The sequence below is a fragment of the Burkholderia sp. NRF60-BP8 genome, from assembly GCF_001522585.2.
Lineage (GTDB): Bacteria > Pseudomonadota > Gammaproteobacteria > Burkholderiales > Burkholderiaceae > Burkholderia.
The window spans coordinates 1,244,805-1,261,773 of sequence record NZ_CP013373.1 but is presented as its reverse complement, the minus strand read 5'-3'; the positions used below and the strand labels follow the sequence as shown (position 1 = coordinate 1,261,773).

At 70.7% G+C, this 16,969-nt stretch carries 8 protein-coding genes; 4 read left to right on the top strand and 4 right to left on the bottom strand.

Annotated features, from left to right (window positions below):
- The first annotated feature begins 139 nt into the window (after nucleotides 1–139).
- Together WS54_RS19210 and WS54_RS19200 are read left to right on the top strand one after the other, a co-directional pair.
- On the top strand, nucleotides 140–1,066 hold the full coding sequence (locus tag WS54_RS19210; RefSeq protein WP_059782562.1) for a DMT family transporter: 927 nt from the start codon (nucleotides 140–142) through the stop codon (nucleotides 1,064–1,066).
- Nucleotides 1,067–1,570: 504 nt separating this feature from the next.
- Nucleotides 1,571–2,851 (top strand): sensor domain-containing phosphodiesterase, encoded by a 1,281-nt coding sequence (locus tag WS54_RS19200; protein ID WP_059782757.1) that lies wholly within the window; start codon nucleotides 1,571–1,573, stop codon nucleotides 2,849–2,851.
- 50 nt (nucleotides 2,852–2,901) lie between these two features.
- Here WS54_RS19200 and arfB read toward each other — a convergent pair whose 3' ends face one another.
- The 4 genes from arfB to recC are packed head-to-tail and all read right to left on the bottom strand — an operon-like array spanning nucleotide 2,902 to nucleotide 12,645.
- Nucleotides 2,902–3,306, bottom strand: a complete 405-nt coding sequence (arfB, locus tag WS54_RS19195; protein WP_059782560.1) for an alternative ribosome rescue aminoacyl-tRNA hydrolase ArfB — start codon at nucleotides 3,304–3,306, stop codon at nucleotides 2,902–2,904.
- Nucleotides 3,303–5,606: an AAA family ATPase gene (locus tag WS54_RS19190; protein ID WP_059782559.1), complete on the bottom strand. Its 2,304-nt coding sequence runs from the start codon at nucleotides 5,604–5,606 to the stop codon at nucleotides 3,303–3,305. The genes arfB and WS54_RS19190 overlap by 4 nt, the downstream gene beginning before the upstream one ends.
- The gene (recB, locus tag WS54_RS19185; protein WP_059782557.1) at nucleotides 5,603–9,310 is read right to left on the bottom strand and encodes an exodeoxyribonuclease V subunit beta; all 3,708 of its coding nucleotides are present in this window, start codon (nucleotides 9,308–9,310) and stop codon (nucleotides 5,603–5,605) included. Before recB ends, WS54_RS19190 begins: the two co-directional genes overlap by 4 nt.
- Nucleotides 9,307–12,645: an exodeoxyribonuclease V subunit gamma gene (gene recC, locus WS54_RS19180; protein WP_059782555.1), complete on the bottom strand. Its 3,339-nt coding sequence runs from the start codon at nucleotides 12,643–12,645 to the stop codon at nucleotides 9,307–9,309. Before recC ends, recB begins: the two co-directional genes overlap by 4 nt.
- A gap of 182 nt (nucleotides 12,646–12,827) precedes the next feature.
- On the opposite strand from recC, the gene WS54_RS19175 reads away from it, so the two are divergent.
- On the top strand, nucleotides 12,828–15,119 hold the full coding sequence (locus WS54_RS19175) for an FUSC family protein (RefSeq protein WP_034206855.1): 2,292 nt from the start codon (nucleotides 12,828–12,830) through the stop codon (nucleotides 15,117–15,119).
- Between the two features lie 295 nt (nucleotides 15,120–15,414).
- Complete coding sequence (locus WS54_RS19170; RefSeq protein ID WP_034206854.1) at nucleotides 15,415–16,782, top strand: amino acid permease; 1,368 nt, start codon at nucleotides 15,415–15,417, stop codon at nucleotides 16,780–16,782.
- Nucleotides 16,783–16,969: the final 187 nt, after the last annotated feature.

Here is a 16,969-nt window from a genome sequence, read left to right as displayed (position 1 = left end):
GCGCCGCCGGCGTGTGGCCGTCCGCCGTCGGCGCCAAGCGGCGCAATTCCCGTTTCTTGTCGTTTCATCCGATCGTGAAACGACGGTGCGGTAACGCGGTGTAAGATTCGTCGCATCCCGTCCCCGCCCTCGCCGATCGATGTCGCCCAAGAACGCTTTCCTGCTGACCGTGCTCGCCGCCCTGTGGGGCGCCTCCTTCCTGTTCATCCGGATCGGCGTAGTCGATTTCGGCGTCGCGCCGCTGATGGCGCTGCGCGTGGGCATCGGCGCGCTGTTTCTCGCGGGCTTCGCGCTGACGCGCTTCACACCCGCCGATCTCGGCGCCCGGCTGCGCCGTCATGCGTGGCCGCTGTTCGTCGTCGGCGCGCTGAATTCGGGCATCCCGTTCTGCCTGTTCGCGTTCGCCGAGCTGACGCTGTCGGCCGGCGTGACGTCGGTGATCAACGCGACGACGCCGCTGTGGGGCGCACTCGTCGCTTACCTGTGGCTGAAGGACAAGCTGTCGCTGCCGCGCGCGCTCGGCCTCGTCATCGGGTTTGCCGGCGTGCTCACGCTCGTGTGGAACCAGATCGCGAACGCGCACGGCGACACGGGCGCCGCAGCGACCGCGCTCGCCGCGGCGGCCGCGCTCGGCGCGACGCTGCTGTACGGCATCGCGGCCAACTATACGAAACGCAAGCTCGGCGGCGTCGATCCGCTCGTCAACGCGGCCGGCAGCATGATCGGCTCGACCGTCCTGCTGCTGCCGTTCGCGATCGCGACGTGGCCGGCCGCGCCGGTCGGCGCGCACGCATGGGGCGCGGTGCTCGCCCTCGGCATCGCGTGCACGGGCATCGCGTATTTCATCTTCTTCTACCTGATCGCGCATATCGGGCCCGCCCGCGCCATTACCGTGACGTTCGTGATCCCCGTGTTCGGGCTGCTGTGGGGCGCGCTGTTCCTCGGCGAACACGTGTCGGCCGTGATGATCGAAGGCTGCGCGATCGTGCTCGTCGGCACCGCCCTCGCGACCGGCGTGATCAAGCGGATTCCCGGCGTCCGACCGCGCGGCGGCGAAGCGGCCTGACGATCGGCGCGGCCGGCGCGCGGAGACCGCCGTCCGCCGGCAATGCCGATGGCGACGCGACGCGACGCGGGTATGCGGACGCGCCGCCGATCGCGCCGCGGCGCGCACGCATCTGGCTCATTCGTCTGACGGCGGCGGCTCCGGCCGCCGGGATTTCCCGCATCGGCCTGCGCATCGGACGGCAGCGACGCACGGCCATGCCGCCGCCCGGTGGCGGGACGCGGGATCGTCGTCCGCCGCCGCGGCGCGCTTCGTTTCGCGACGGTCATGCACCGTACGCATGCACGCGAGGCCGGTCGCCGCGCCGCAGCGCGCGGGCCGGAATCGCGGTGTACCGTTTGCGTCTGGAGTTACCCTGATACGCGCGCCGCGGCAATCCCGTTACACTCGGAACACTCATCCGCAGAAGGCGGTTTCGATGCCCCCCGTTCTTTCGCGTCCGCCTGCGCATGCGGCTGCATCGGCGTGGCGGTGCGCCGCCGCCCGCTCCCGGGCACCGTCGACATGAAGTCCAGCCGCGACCTGTCGCTCGACGCCCTGCTCGAACGCCTCACGCCGACGCCCCACGGCTGGCTCGCCACCTACCGCGCCACGACATTGCGCAGCGTGTTCCAGCCCGTGCTGTCGATCACGCACAAGCGCGTCGTCGGCTACGAGGCGCTGCTGCGCGTCGTCGACGGGAACGGCGCGCTGGTGTCGCCCACCGCCCTGTTCGACAAGACGCGCGGCGACGCCGACGCGCTGCTGCTCGACCGGCTCGCGCGCTGCCTGCACACGGCCAACTTCGTCACGCAGGGAATCGGCGACGGCTGGCTGTTCCTGAACGTGACGCCGCGCGTGCTCGACACGGGCCTCGTGCAGCGCGAGTTCGTCGAGGCGCTGTGCCGGCATTTCGCCCTGCCGCCGAACCGCATCGTGCTGGAAGTGGTCGAGCAGCCGGCACGCGACGAAGCCGCGCTTGCCCGCACGATCGACATGATCCAGCATCGCGATTTCCTGATCGCGATCGACGATTTCGGCACGGGGTTCTCGAACTTCGACCGCGTGTGGCGGGCGCGGCCCGACATCGTGAAGCTCGACCGCTCGCTCGTCGAGCGCTCGACCGCCTCGGCCGACGATCGCCGCATCATGCATCACCTCGTGTCGATGCTGCATCAGGCCGGCGCGATGGTGCTGGCCGAAGGCGTCGAAAGCGACGACGCACTGCAGGCGCTGATGGAAGCCGACATCGATTTCGTGCAGGGTTTCCAGTTCGGCCAGCCCGATGCATCGATCGCGCACGCGAGCGCGGCGGCGCCCGCGATGCTCGATGCCGCGTGGCGGCGCTTCATCGCCCGCCGGCACACGCCGGTGGCCGCCCAGCAGCCGGGCTTCGACGCGATCGAACGGCTCGTGCTCACCGGCGCGGCCGCGTTTTCGGCGAGCGGCAACCTGCAGGACGCCGCGCAACGCGTGTTCGCGGTACCGGCCGCGCGGCGCGTGTTCGTCACCGACGAGACCGGCGAACAGTTCCTGCCGTCGATCGGTGCGCCGCCCGACGACAGCCAGGCGAGCGTGACCCGCCTCGCGCCGCTCTTCCCGGAAACCCACAGCAACTGGTCGCGGCGCCCGTATTTCCAGCGCGCGATCGCCGCCCCCGGGCGCGTCGCGCTGATGGGCCCGCATTTCTCGCTGACGGAAGGCCGCGACTGCTATACGGCCGCCGTCGCGATCCGCGCGCAGAGCCGGCTCGTCGTGTTCTGCGTCGACTTCGTGCTCGACAGCGCGGGAACCGTGATGCGGTAGCCGCCGCGCGCGGCGGACGAGCGCGTGCGACGCGCGTGAGCGTTCATTGGTCAGTCGACCACCTTCCCACGCCCCGACTTCACCACGCTGCGGCGCGACTTGTGCTCGAGCCGCCGCTCCTTCGACGCGCGCGTCGGCCGCGTCGCGACCCGGGCACGCGGCGTGTGCGCGACGCTGCCGATCAGCGCATCGAGCCGCGCGAGCGCGGCCTCGCGGTTCTTCTCCTGCGTCCGATACTCCTGCGACTTGATCACGACGACGCCGTCGCGCGTGATGCGCTGGTCGGACAATGCGAGAAGCCGCTCCTTGATGACCGGCGGCAGCGACGACGCGCGGATGTCGAAGCGCAGATGAATCGCGCTCGACACCTTGTTCACGTTCTGCCCGCCCGCGCCCTGCGCACGCACGGCCGTCCATTCGACCTCGGCCGGATCGAGCGTGTAGCGAATCATCATCGCGAAGCCTCCGTGCGGCGCCGGGCGAGCGCCTCGTCGACGCGGGCCGCGAGCCCCGAATCGCGCTGCGTGCGCGTCGCGACCGCCTGCGCCAGCACGCGCCGCGGCCCGATCACCTGCACACGCGTGCGCGCGCGCGTGACGGCCGTATAGACGAGCTCGCGCGTGAGCACCCGGCCGAACGACGCAGGCAGCACGAGCGCGGCTTCGTCGAATTCAGAGCCCTGCGATTTGTGCACCGTCAGCGCGAACGCCGTTTCGTGCGGTGGCAGCGCGGCCGGCGACACCGCGCGCGCGGCGCCGTCCGCGCGCCGGAACCACACGCGCAGCACACCGTGCGCGTCGGGCAGCGCAATGCCGATGTCGCCGTTGAACAGCCCGAGCGCATAGTCGTTGCGCGTGACCATGATCGGCCGCCCGGTGAACCAGTGCGCGCCGACCGCGAGCGGCACGCGCGCCGCATGCCGCACGTGCGCGGCCACCAGCGCATTGACGTGTTCCGCCCCGCGCGAGCCGCTGCGGGTCGCGCACAGGATCCGGAACCGGTTGAGCGCGTCGAACAGCGGTAGCGGATCGGGCGCCGGCGCGGCCAGCGTGTCGCGCAATGCATCGAGGTATGCGCCGAAACGCCGTGCGAGCCGCTCGACCGTCGACGACGCCAGCGTGTCGCCCGCATCGTCGTGAAACGATGCGGCTGCCGAGTCGTCGGCGGGCAGCGCATCGAGCGCCGCCTGCACGTCGCCGCGGCGGATCGCGAGCGACAGCCGGCCGATCGGCGAATCGAGACCGAAGCGGTAATTGCGTTCGAGCCACACGACGCAGTCCGCGAGCGGTGCCGGAGCGGGCGTGCCTGCGGATGCGGCAGCGGCTTCGCCGGCCCATGGCGATGCGGCCGCCGCCGCCGACGCCAGCGCCGCATCGTCTGCGTGGAACGGCGCCAGCTCGACGGCGTCGAGCCAAGCGAGCTCGTCGGCCTCGATCCAGGCCGGCGCATCGCCCGGTGCGCCGGCATCGACCGGTGCCGACCCGGATGACGGCGACGGCGCGATGTCGGCCGACGACGCTTCGTCATCCTGCGGTTCGTCGTCGAAGAGCGACGCCTGTCGCGCATCGACTTTCGGCCGAGGCGCCGATTTGCGCGCAACAGGCGCGGATGCCGACGGCGAAGCCGGCGCCCGTGCGGACGCGGAAACCGGATGCGCGCGCGCATCCGCTGCCGGCGCGGCTTCGTCCGGCACCGGCAACGCCGCGACGAACGCCGCCTCGTCGATGCCCAGCGCCTGCGCGATGCGCGTGCGGGCCGCGGCGGTGAACGCCGGCCGTGCGCTCAGCTCCGCGAACACGGCGCCAGCCTCGACCGCGGCCAGTTGATCCTTGTCGCCCAGCAACACGAGACGCGCACCCGGCGCGAGCGCGTCGAGCAGATGCGCGGCGAGCGCGACGTCGATCATCGACGCCTCGTCGACGACGATCAGATCGTACGGCAACGGATTGTCGCGATGATGCCGGAAGCCGGCCGCCCCGCCGCCGCCCAGCAGCCGATGCAGCGTGTACGACGTGTCGGGCAGGCGCGCCGCGAGTTCGGGCGGCAGATCGCCGGCGCGCGCGTGCAGCGCCTCCTGCATCCGCTGCGCGGCCTTGCCGGTCGGTGCGGCCAGCGCGATGCGCAGCCCCGGGTGAGCATCGAGCAGGCAGGCCAGCACGCCGACGACGGTCGTCGTCTTGCCCGTGCCCGGCCCACCGCTGACGATCGTCACGCGGCCGGTCAGCGCGACGATCGCCGCCACGCGCTGCCAGTCGACTTCGCCGGTGGCCGGCCCGAAGTAACGGGCGAGACTGTCGCGCAGCCGGTCGGGCGACAGGCTTTCGTCCGGCGCGGCGACACCGGCCTGCGCGACGAGCGCATCGGCGAGCCGCCGTTCGTAATCGAAATAGCGCGACAGGTACAGATGATCGAGCCGGTCGACGATCAGCGGCCGCTCGTCGCCGCGCGCGAGCGTGCCGAACGCGACCATGCCGCTCGCGGCCAGCGCCGCGCGCACCTCGTCGAGCGACGCTTCGTAGCGCTGCGCGAGCGCGCCAAGTGCGACGCACACGTGGCCGCCGGCGGTCGCACGGCTCGTCGCGAACGCGGCGCGCGCGGCCCAGCGCGCCGCCGCGGCCGGCGCACCGGCACGGCGCGCGAGGTCGCCGATGCGGCGTGCGAAGCCTTCCGCGAGCGCGATGCCGAAATCGGCCGGCTCGGGCAGCCGCGCGACGAGGCCGCCGGTGAATTCGAGCATGTCGTCGGACGCGGTCATGCGCGGCCCCCTTCCATCATCCGGTCGAGTGCGTCGACGAGCGCGCGCGCGGGCCGCCGCGCATGCACGCCGGCCGGCTCGCCGCCGCTGCGCCAGCCGGGACGCACGCCGCGCACGAACAGGTACAGGTAACCGGCGATGTGCGTGTCGTAGTCGTAATCGGGCAGCCGGCCGCGCAGGTAGCGATGCAGCGCGACCGTATAAAGCAGCGCCTGCAGGTGATACGCGTGATCGGCCATCGCGACGTCGAGCGCGCGCGGGCCATAGGCATCCGGCGTCGTGCCGAGGTGGTTCGACTTCCAGTCGACGATCCAGAAACGGCCGTCGTGTTCGACGATCATGTCGATGAAACCCTTGATGAAACCGGCGAGCGTGCCCGCCTCCAGTGCAACGTCCGGATAGCCGTGCGCGACCAGCAGCCGGCGCAGCGCCGTCAGGTCGAGCGACGGCGCCGGGAACAGGAAGCCCATTTCGTCGAGCCGCTTGGCCGGATCGAGATCGGCGAGCCGCATGCCCGGCACGAGCTCGGTGTGCACGACGTCGTCGACGAGCCGCGCCATCATCGCCGGCAGGCGTGCCGCGAGCGCCGGCTCGGCCTCGACCGGCCGGTCGTGCAGCGCGCCGAGTGCGGCCTTGTGCCACGATTCGGGCTCCGCGAACCGGCTGAGCTCGAACAGGCGGTGCAAGCATTCGCCGGCCGCCGCCCCGCGCGGGAACATGAGGATGTCGTCGTCCGGCGGGGCGGCCGCCACCGTGTCGGCCAGTATCGGTTCGCCATCCGGCGCCACCGCGGCAAGCGCATCGTGATCGGGCCGCAATTCGTCGTCGGGCACGGCCGCGACGCCCGCCTCCTCGCGCGCCATCGACGCGGTCAACGAGCTGAAGCTCGCCATCCGCCACGCATCGCGCAGTATGCGCGTCGCATGGCGCGCCGCGAGCGTCTGCGACGCGTCGTGCCCGGCCGCGAGACGCTCGCGGCGCGCAGGCACGGGCAGCGGCGCGATGCTCACGGGGCCGCCCGCGAGCGCGCGCCATGCCGCATCGAGCGCGGCCTCGTCGGGCGGCTCGTCGAGCCACGCGTCGAACGCATGGCCGGCACCCGCGACGAGCCAGTTGAGCACGCTGCGCCGCGCTTCGCGCGTCGAGCGCGACGACAGGTACGGCCCGGCGACGACATAGCAGCGATACACCGCGCGCGTGAGCGCCACGTAGACGAGCCGCGCGCGTTCCGCGGCCTGCTCGCGCAGCGCCTGCCGCGCCGCGTGCGCGGCCGCCTCGTCGTCGCATCCGTAATGCAGCACCGCATCGCCCGCGTCGTCGTGATACTCGCGCGCATCGGGCAGCGCGGACGACGGCGGCTCGCGCAGCCCGCCGTCGTTCAGGAACGGACAGAACACGATCGCGTATTCGAGGCCCTTCGACTTGTGTACCGTGACGATCTGCACGAGGTTGCGATCGGATTCGAGCCGCAGTTGCGCTTCCTCGCCGCCGCCGTCGAGTCGTTGCGCGGCGAGCCAGCGCAGCGTCGGCGCGATGCCGGGCTGTGCGGACGCCCGCGCTTGCGTCAACTCGGCCAGATGGTTGACGTCGGTCACGCGGCGCTCGCCGTCCGCACCGGCCATCAGCCGTTCGGCGATCCGCAGCTCGCGCGTGAACGTGCGCCACATCACCGCGAAACCGCGTTCGCGCCACAGCAGCCGATAGCGCGAGAAGCGCTCGACCCAGCTCATCGCATCAGCGCTGTCGGCCGCCGACGCGCCGGGTGACGCATCGCCGTCGCCCTGCTCCATGCGCCACAGCGCGCCGGCGTCGAGCCCGAACCAGTCGGACGCGAGCGCCGCGCGCAGACGCCGCAGGTCGCCCGGCGCATCGATCGCCGCGAGCACGCGTTCGAGCTGCTCGGCGTCGCCGGTCGAGAACACCGACGCCTGCGCCAGCTCGACGCTGCCGATGCCCCACGTCGCGAGCACGCGCTTCACGAGGCTACCCTGCCGGTGCGTTTGCACGAGCACCGCGATGTCGCCCGGCGACAACGGCGTGTCCCCCAGCCGCACGCGCCCTTCACGTGCACCGCGCATCAGCCGCGCGATCTCGGCCGCGCAGGCCTGGGCAGCCTGCGCTTGCGCGTCGCGCTTGAGCAACATGCCTTCGCCGCCCGGCAGCGCCCATATCCGGAAATCGCCCGCCGGCCCCGGATCGGTTTCGTCGACGAACGGCGCCCGCACGCGCGTGCCGGCGCGCACCGCGTAATAGTCGAGCCCGTCGAGCACGAATGCGCGCGGATTCGACATGAAGAAGCGGTTGCACGCATCGACGATCGCGGGCGTCGAGCGCTGATTGACCGCGAGCGTGTAGCACGCGCTCGCCCGTGCGCGCGCGGCGAGATAGGTATGCAGATCGGCCGCGCGAAAACTGTAGATCGCCTGTTTCGGATCGCCGACGAGGAACAGCGGGCCGCCCGGCGCGAAGATCCGGTCGAAGATCGCGAACTGCAGCGGATCGGTATCCTGGAACTCGTCGATCAGCGCGGCCGGATAGCGCGCGCGCAGCGTGTCGGCGAGCCACGGATGCGCGTGCAACGCGTGATACAGGTTCGCGAGCAAATCGTCGAACGACACGACGCGCCGCGTGCGCTTGCGCTCGGCCAATTCGCGCGGCGCCATGTCGAGCCATTCGGCGATCAGCGCGAGCCAGCGCGCGCGCTGCGTGGCCTCGGCCGCGGCCACGGCCGCTTCGAGCGCGTCGGCCACCTCGAAGAACGCGTGTGCGGGCGTCGTACCGCCTTTTTTCGTCGCCTTCGTGAGCGCGGTTTGCGTGAGCTTCAGCGCGGCTTTCGGCAGCGCGGCCGTCGCGTCGCCCTGCTCGAAATGCACCGCCCACGCGGCGAGCGCATCGGCGAGCGCGTCGGGCTTGTGCGAGCGTTGATTGAGCGCGGGCTGCGCGGCGCGCAGCAGCGCATCGATCGCCTCGCGCTCGGCCGCCCACATGCGCGCGGCTTGCGCGAAGCATTCGGCCGCGGCCGCTTCGGCCGATTCGTCCGGCTCGGTCACGCCGTCCCAGCGCAGCGCGGCAAGCGGCTTCTTCAGCCGGCGTGCGAGTTGCGCATCGAGCGCGGCCGGGCCGGCCCCCGATTCGACGAGCCAGGTCGCGAAGCCCGGCCAGCGCGCGGCCGCCGGTTCGACGCGCGTGCGCCAGAAATCCGCGGCGAGTTCGAAGCGCAGCGACGCATCGTCGGCCTCCATGTCGAACGCGAACGGCATCGCGGCCGCGAACGGCGCTTCCTGCAGCGCGCGCTGGCAGAACGCGTGGATCGTATGGATCGCGGCCTGGTCGAACGCGCGCAGCGCGCGCCGGATCCGCTTCGCAGCCGTCTCCGGATCGAGCGCACCGTCGACGCCGAGCGCGGTCTCCCACAGACGCGCGATGAACGGATCGCCGCCGTCGTCGCCCGTGTCGAGCGCATGCGCAAGCTGCGCGAGCCTGCTGCGAATCCGCTCGTGCAGTTCGGCCGTCGCCGCTTTCGTGAAGGTCACGACGAGGATTTCGTCCGCGCCGAGATCCTTTTCGAGCAGCAGACGCACATACAGTGCGCAGATGTTCCACGTCTTGCCGGTGCCGGCCGACGCCTCGATCTGGTTGACGCCGTCGAGCGGGCACGCGAACACGTCGAGTTCGAGCGCCTGCGGCTGCGACACGGCGCTCATGCGACCTCCTTCAGATGCTCGACGAGCGGCTCGAACACGAGCCGCGCGAGCGTGCCGAACGGCTCGTCGAGCGACGGATGCGCGCCGCGCCATGCGATCGCGATGGCCGGATCGTCGGCTTCGCTCGCCACCCGCTCGTTGATCCACACGCTCGCGGCCTTGACCTCGCCGTCGGACACCCGCGCCCACGCACTGCGCGGGAAGAACCGCAGCGGCATGCGTCGCCCCGCGCGAAACAGCGCGGCCAGCGGCGCGAGCCGTTCGAGCGGCGCCGCGACGGGCGTCAGCTCGAACGCACCGCCGCTGCCGAACCACAGCGTGCGGCGCGGGCCGCCGGGCTCGATCGCACAGTAGACGAGATGCGCGAGCCACGCGGACAGGTAATCGCGCGCACTCGGCCGCGCATAGCGATAGATGACCTGCCCGGCCGGCGTCAGCCGATTCAGCGTGCCGTGCAATTCGAGCGGCGCGCTCACCGCGTCGGCCGCCAGCAATTCGTCGTCGGCGCCGAACAGCGCCTGCTCGGTATCGGGCCACGTCGGCACGACGGTGAGCGAGAACGGCCGCCGCTCGATGCCGTCGGCCAGCGCACGGCGCACGTTCGACGCAAGCTGCGTCATCGAACCGAGCGCCTGATCGCGCCATACCGCGCCCGTCGCACCGCCGGGCAGTTCGGGGCTCGCGTCCGCAATGCGCAGCGCATGATCGTGCACGCCGCCGTCGCCGGCTTCGATCAGGAGCGGCAGCACGCGCTCGGCAAGCGCGTCGCTGCCGGCAAAGTCCAGCGCGAACGGCTCGGTATCGAGCAGTTCGGCCTGCGCATCGGCCAGCACGATGCCGAGCCGGCCGCGCAGCAACGCGCGCGCCGGATGGCGCCAGAAACGTTCGAATTCGCCGAACGCGACGGGCTCGACCGGCTCCGCCGGCAGCGGCTGCGCGAAGAACGGCTGCTCGCGCGGCCCGTCGCGCGACGCCTCGGCGGCCAGCAGCGACGCGAGCGTCGCGCGCTCGGCGTCGTACGAAACGAGGCCGCTGCCCGGCTGGAAATACGCGGCCGCGAACGGTTGCAGCGGATGCTCGACGATGAACGCGCGGCGCGCGGCATCGACCGCGTCCGGTGCGGCGCCGGGCCCGGCCGTGACGTCCGCGAGATGATCGAGCAGTTCGTCGACCAGCGCCGCCGGTGGCAACGGCGCGTTGTCGCGAATGCTGCGGCCCGTATAGGCGATCAGCAACCGGTCGCGTGCGGCGAGCAACAGGTCGAGAAACAGATTGCGCTCGTCGTCGCGGCGCTGCCGGTCGCCCAGCTTCGGCAGCACGGCCATCAGGTCGAACTCGTCCGCGCGCGCGAGGCTCGGCAGCACGCCGTCGTCCATCCCGAGCAGGCAGACGACGCGATACGGCAGCCCGCGCAAGCTCGTCAGCGACGAGAACGTGACGCCGCCCCACGGCACGCCGCCGCGGGCCGGATCGTCGAGCGCCGCGGCGAGCCCCGCGCGGACGACGGCCGCCGGCAACGCCTCGTCGGGCGCGCCCTCCGTCATCGCGGCCAGCATCGCGTCGAGCGCGTCGCGCACGCCGGCCAGCGCGTCCGCATACGCGGCGCCCGAGTCGAAGAAGCGCGCGAGCGTGTCCGCGAACAGTTCGCTCCAGCCGCGCGGCGTGTGCGACTCCGCGAGCCGCCGCGCGAAGCCGTCGAGATCGTCGGTAAACCGTGCGAGCCGGCCGAGCAGTTCGGCCTCGCTGCCCGTGGCCGCCTCGATCGGCAGCCACGCCCCGATCGGCGCCGCCCCTTCGGGCATCGCATAGCCGAGAAAGAGCCGCGCGAGCGCATCGGAGAACGTATGGCGCGGCGCGGGCACGGCCGCGTCGTCGCTTGCGAGCGGCGACAGCCCGCGCCGCGCGCCGGCGGCCGCGAGCCAGGTCTGCGCCGTTTCGAGCGCGGCCGCGTCGATGTCGTAGCGCGCGGCCACCGCATCCACGCGCAGCCATTCGACCAGCTCCGGCGCGCCGACCTGCCGCTCCGGCAACGCGAGCCAGTCGAGCAGCACGCGCGCGACCGGATTCGCCTGCGACGGCGGCAGGCCGGTGATCCGGTAAGGCACCCGCGCACCGCCGGCGCCGGCCGTGCCGAACACCGCGTCGATCAGCGGCCCGGCCGCGGCGAGATCGGCCACCGCGACGAGCACGTCGGACGGCTGCAGGCTCGCATCGGCGTCGAACCACGCGAGCAGCCGGTCGTGCAGCACCTCGAGCTGGCGCGCGAGGCTGTGGCACACGTGCACCTCGATCCCGCGCTCGACCGGCGTGTCGCCGATTTCGGCCTCCGGTTGCAGTTCGAGGATCGCGTTCTGCACGCGCGCGAGCCAGGTGGGCGCGGGATTCTCGACGAAACGCGACGCATCGCCTGATGCGGCGCCTTCGGTCAGCTCATGCAGCATGTGCAATTGCGCCTGCGTCTGCCTGCCCCATTCGGCGAGCAGCGGATGGCCGACCTCCTGGAAGTCGCGCCGCCCGGCCGCATCGAGCGCCTCGGCGTGCGCGGCGGTCACGATGTCGAACCAGAATTCGCGGCACGGATTCAGCGCGTAGACGCGCACGTCGATCCAGCGCGACAGTTCGCGCAACAGCGCGACGTGCAGCGGCGGCATCGTCGGCAGCGCGAACACGCTGACCGATTCGGGCCAGTCGGCGCGCGCGAGCGCATCGGCATCGAGATGGCGCGCTTCGACGAGAAAGCGGTGCGCCGGCGGCGTGCCGCTGTCGCTCAGCTCGGCGAGCAGCGCGCGCCACAGCGCGGCCTGCCAGCGCTCGTCGTCGCGCGCGGCGTCGCCGATCCCGCGCGGCGCGCCGTCGCCCGCGAGCACCGATTCGCCGGCCTGCCACGCGGCCAGCCATTCGGGGCGATAGGTCAGGTAATGATCGAGCACGGCCGCGACGCGATGAGCCAGTTCGTAGCGCATCGCATCGTCGGACGCCGACAGATACGCGGCCAGCCGCGGCGACGCGCGCCACGGCGCACCGTCGGCCGCCTGCGCGAACAGCCGGTAGCAGCGCCACACGAGCCGGTCGGGCGCGAACGGCGAGCGCGCGGGCACCGTCAGCACGCGGCCGATCTGCGCCCACAGCCACTGCGCGAGATACGTGAACTCGACGTTCGCGCACACGCCGTTGCGCGCGGCGATGTCGAGCTCGAGGCGGCGGCGCAGCGCCGCGCTCGGCACGATGACCTGTTGCGGCGCCCACGGGCCGTTGCGGGCCGGGAACGCGGCCAGATCCTCGAGCAGCGCGTCGGCCAGCGTTTCGTGACGGTTCGAATAGAAAAGATGGAGCATGAAGCGGGCGTCGGAACCTCGCACCGGCGGGATCGGGCGAACAGGATCACCAAGGATAGCAAATGGGCCGCCGCCGCGAACCTCGGCCGGAAAGCCAGCTTTTGCGAGCCGCGAAATACGATAGACTCGTCGCCAGTCAATACGCCGCCCCCGGGCGTCTTCGTCTGCCATTCAGCCCATCGATGCGCTATTCGGTCGAAATCAGAAAGTTTTTCTACAGCCAGTACTTTTTCGGCGGCCTGCGGATCGCGGTCGGCGTGTCGCTGCCGGCCGTGTTGTGCCTGATCGTGTTTCACAACCGGGAGCTCGGCTTCACGATCTCGACCGGCGCGCTCGGCGCCTGCGTCGTCGACATGCCGGGCCCGCTCAAGTACAAGCACAACGAAATGCTCGCGTGCAGCGTGATCGGCTTCCTGGCCGCGCTCGCCACCGGCCTCGCGACACCGAACATCTTCGCGCTGTGGCTCACGATCGTGCCGCTCACGTTCGTGCTGTCGCTGATCGTCGTCTACGGCAACCGCTGGCCGCAGATCAGCTTCGCGACGCTGTTCATGATGGTGATGACGCTCGAGGAAAAATTCACGCCGCTGCAGGCGTTCGTCAACGCGGGCTGGATTCTCGCGGGCGGCCTCTGGTACACGTACTGGGCCACGCTGGTGTCGCAATGGCAGGCCCGCCGGATCGAGCAGCAGGCGCTGGCCGAAAGCCTGTTCGCCTGTGCCGACTACCTGCTCGCGCGCGCGCAGTTCTACGATCTCGACGCCGATCTCGACGAGTGCTATCGCAATCTCGTCGCCCGGCAGATCACCGCGGTCGAAACGCAGGAAACCGCGCGCGACATCGTGCTGCGCAACCTGCCGAAGCTGCGGCGCGGCAAGCTCGATCCCGGCCGCACGACGATGTACAACCTGTTCATCAACAGCGTCGACCTGCACGAGCTGTTCGTCGGCGCGCATACCGATTACCCGCTCGTGCGCAACACGTTCGGCGGCTCGGATCTCATCATTTTCTACCGCGACCTGATCCGCAAGGCCGCGGCCGATCTCGAGGAAATCGGTCTCGCGGTGCTCGAGAACCGCGCGCCGCATTCGCGGATCAGCGTGAAGGCCGAGCTGCGCGCGATCGAGTACGAGATCGAGCTGATGCGCAAGAAGAACTTCGCGGCCACCCACGCGGAAGCGTATGCGGCCGTGCTCGCGACGTTCCGGCGCATCTGGAGCGCGACGCGCCTGATCGACCGGATGCGCCGCAACCTGTCGGGCCACGCCGATCCGCAGCAAACCGAACTGAAGATCGACAAGGCGCTCACGCGTTTCCTGCAGCGCCGCCGCATGTCGCCGCTGCTGATCTTCTCGAACCTGAACATGCGTTCGCCGAGCTTCCGCCATGCACTGCGCGTGACGATCGCCGTGGCGGTCGGCTTCTGGATCGGCCGGCTGCTGCCGCTCACGAACGCGTACTGGATCGTGATGACCACCATCATCATCCTGAAGCCCGGCTACTCGCTGACCAAGCAGCGCAACGCGCAGCGGATCATCGGCACGCTGATCGGCTGCGCGGCGAGCATCGCGCTGATCTACACGGTGAAGGAGCCGCACCTGCTGATCGCGATCATGTTCGGGTCGATGGTGATGAGCTACAGCCTGCTGCTGTTCAACTATGCGGCGAGCGTCGTGTTCACGTCGTCGTACGTGCTGCTGATGTTTCACTTGCTCGCGCCGGGCAGCATGCGGATCATCGGCGAGCGCGCGATCGACACGGTGGTCGGCTGCATGATCGCGATCGCCGCGAGCCGGCTGTTCCCGTACTGGGAATACCGGCTGATGGGCAAGCTCGTCACCGACATGCTGACGTCCACCCGCAAGTATTTCGAGGCCGTGTGGCGCGCCGGGCGCGGCATGTCGCCGCCGCCGGTGCCGACCGCCGACGGCGCGGCCGTCGTACCCGTCGTCGCCGCGGCGATCGAAACGCCGGTCAGCCCGCTCGACGACGACTACCGCTACCGCCTCGCCCGCAAGGACGTGCACATCGCGTTCGCGAACCTCGGGCAGGCGTTCCAGCGGATGATGATCGAGCCGAAGGCGCACCAGCGCTTCGTGCCCGAACTGAACGACCTGCTCGTGCAGACGCACGTGCTCGGCGCGCAGATCACGGCTGCCGCGCCGCTGATTCGCAGCGCATGCGCGGCCGATGGCGGCCTCGTCCACGACGACGCGCTGCAGCGCGGCCTCGCCGCCGTGCTCGAGAATCTCGAAAAGGCCGAAGCCGGCGAGCCGCCGCCTGCCGACCAGCTCGAAACGTCGAAGCAGATCACGCGCGATCTCGATGCGATGGTCGTGTCCGCGGAAAAATCCGACGCGGTCGGCGCCGAGCTCACGCACGACCTGAAGGTGCTCGCGCACCAGTGCAAGCAGATGCTCGCGTCGTCGCTGCTGATCCGCAAGGATGCGAGCGTGATCCGCCTGCCCGCCTGACCGCGCATGTCCGCGCCGGCAGGCCGGCCCGCGCACGTCGCGACCGGGCCGCCGGCGCGCGCCGGCTTGACGGTTGCCCCGAAGCATGCCCCACCCGCTCACACGGCCCGCACCTGCGGGCGCGCGAGTGTTCCATGCGCCGTTCCTCTCGCCGCGCCAGTCAGGGAATACCCGATTCCGGTCACCAGGCCCGGCTTGTTATCATTCGTTCACATTCAAGTTGTATAGACAACTTGAGCCAATCGGACCGGCCGCGCTCGCCCGGTTCGTCGCATAAAACGATATCGGAGACTCGATGAAAAACTTGCAGCGCCACCTGAGCGCGCGGCACATCCGCTTTCTCGCACTGGGCTCGGCGATCGGCACGGGCCTGTTCTACGGGTCGGCGTCCGCGATTCAGCTCGCGGGCCCGGCGGTGATCCTCGCGTACCTGCTGGGCGGCGCGGCCGTCTACATGGTGATGCGCGCGCTCGGCGAGATGGCCGTGCGCGAACCCGTCGCGGGCTCGTTCGGCCACTACGCGACCGAGAACCTCGGCCCGTTCGCGGGCTTCGTCACCGGCTGGACCTACACACTCGAAATGGTGATCGTCGCGATCGCCGACATCACCGCGTTCGGCATCTACATGGGCTTCTGGTTTCCGGATGTCCCGCAATGGATCTGGGTGCTCGGTGTCGTCGCGATCATCTGCGGGCTGAACCTATGCCACGTGAAGGTGTTCGGCGAGCTCGAATTCTGGCTGTCGATCATCAAGGTCGGCGCGATCGTCGCGATGATCGGCGGCGGCGTCGCGATCCTGCTGACCGGCATGCACTTCGGTCATTCGGCCGACGTGCCGACGTTCGCGAACCTGTGGAACCACGGCGGCTTCCTGCCGAACGGAATCGGCGGGCTGATCGCGTCGCTGTCGGTCGTGATCTTCGCGTACGGCGGGATCGAGGTGATCGGGATGAGCGCCGGCGAGGCGAAGGACCCGGAGCGCGTGATTCCGCGCGCGATCAACGCGGTGCCCGCGCGCATCCTGCTGTTCTACGTGCTGACGATGGTGGTGCTGATGTCGATCGGACCGTGGACCGGCGTCGGCAGCGACGGCAGCCCGTTCGTGCAGATCTTCTCGGCGCTCGGCGTGAAGTCGGCGGCGACGATCCTGAACCTCGTCGTGATCAGCGCGGCGATCTCGGCGATCAACAGCGACATCTTCGGCGCGGGCCGGATGATGTTCGGGATGGCGCGGCAGGGTCAGGCGCCGCGCGTGCTGATGACGACGTCGCGCCACGGCGTGCCGTGGGTCACGGTGCTCGTGATGGCCGCCGCGCTGCTGGTCGGCGTGCTGCTCAACTACCTGATGCCGAAGGACGTGTTCCTGGTGGTCGCCGCGATCGCGACGTTCGCGACCGTGTGGGTGTGGCTGATGATCCTGCTGTCGCAGGTCGCGATGCGCCGGCGCCTGTCGCGCGCGGAAGTCGCGGCGCTGAAGTTCAAGGTGCCGCTGTGGCCCGTCGCGCCCGCGCTGACGATCGCCTTCATGGGTTTCGTGATCGTGATGCTCGGCTGGTTCGACGATACGCGCGTCGCGCTGTATGTCGGCGCGGCATGGCTCGCGCTGCTCGCGGCCGTGTTCTATGCCCGGATCCGGCCGAAGTTCGCGCCTGCGTCACGGTGACGCACGGCTGACTCTCCATGCGGTGCGCCGGCTCCGGCGCCCGCGTCTCTCGCGTCTCTCGCGTCTCTCGCGTCTCTCGCGGATCCCACAGCGTCACACGACGCATCGTACCGCCCACCGCAGTCCCGCTCTCCCGTTCCCGTACCTGCGCATCGCTGCGGCCCCGTCCCGGGCCGCGCGGCGATCA

Coding starts and splice junctions, on each gene's coding strand:
- WS54_RS19210 (WP_059782562.1), top strand. CDS start 140: ATGTCGCCCAAGAACGCTTTCCTGCTGACCGTGCTCGCCGCCCTGTGG.
- recC (WP_059782555.1), bottom strand. CDS start 12,645: ATGCTCCATCTTTTCTATTCGAACCGTCACGAAACGCTGGCCGACGCG.
- WS54_RS19200 (WP_059782757.1), top strand. CDS start 1,571: ATGAAGTCCAGCCGCGACCTGTCGCTCGACGCCCTGCTCGAACGCCTC.
- WS54_RS19170 (WP_034206854.1), top strand. CDS start 15,415: ATGAAAAACTTGCAGCGCCACCTGAGCGCGCGGCACATCCGCTTTCTC.
- arfB (WP_059782560.1), bottom strand. CDS start 3,306: ATGATGATTCGCTACACGCTCGATCCGGCCGAGGTCGAATGGACGGCC.
- WS54_RS19190 (WP_059782559.1), bottom strand. CDS start 5,606: ATGACCGCGTCCGACGACATGCTCGAATTCACCGGCGGCCTCGTCGCG.
- WS54_RS19175 (WP_034206855.1), top strand. CDS start 12,828: ATGCGCTATTCGGTCGAAATCAGAAAGTTTTTCTACAGCCAGTACTTT.
- recB (WP_059782557.1), bottom strand. CDS start 9,310: ATGAGCGCCGTGTCGCAGCCGCAGGCGCTCGAACTCGACGTGTTCGCG.